The sequence below is a fragment of the Chromobacterium sp. ASV23 genome, assembly GCF_016428945.1.
GTDB lineage: Bacteria > Pseudomonadota > Gammaproteobacteria > Burkholderiales > Chromobacteriaceae > Chromobacterium > Chromobacterium sinusclupearum.
On sequence record NZ_JAELTR010000210.1, the window covers coordinates 1 to 414 of the forward strand.

General features: G+C 40.8%; 1 protein-coding gene. It reads right to left on the minus strand.

The features are described 5' to 3' along the window. Positions 1-414 (minus strand): hypothetical protein (locus JHD59_RS22980; RefSeq protein WP_233164480.1); only part of this gene is annotated, 414 nt, incomplete at both ends.

Genomic DNA, 414 nt, shown 5'->3' on the forward strand with positions numbered 1-414 from the left:
ACCCATACCCTTATTTCCAAATCCTTGCATGGTTCGGCGAGGGTGAACTCACATTTGAAGATCGTTTTTTCATTAGATATAGGCTGAGACTGCGCAATAGTAATTGCGCCACCTAGCACAGAAATGTCTAATTTTGCGTTACAGATGGCGTGCTCAGAAATTGCACCTGTTATAGTTGCGGAATATTTTCCGTTATCCATAGAAATGTATGGGCCAAATATTAAATATCCAGATTTTCCTGTGGTGACGATGCGGGTTCCTATTTTCTTCCCAACTTGTGACCCGAGCCTCTGGTCAGCACCATAAAACCTAACCCTTCCGTCGGATTCCCACGTTGAATTCTGTATTAATAATTGTTTGAAGCTAGAATATTCTACTGAAGTTTTGTGATTGTATACGAAGATTGGTAATGGT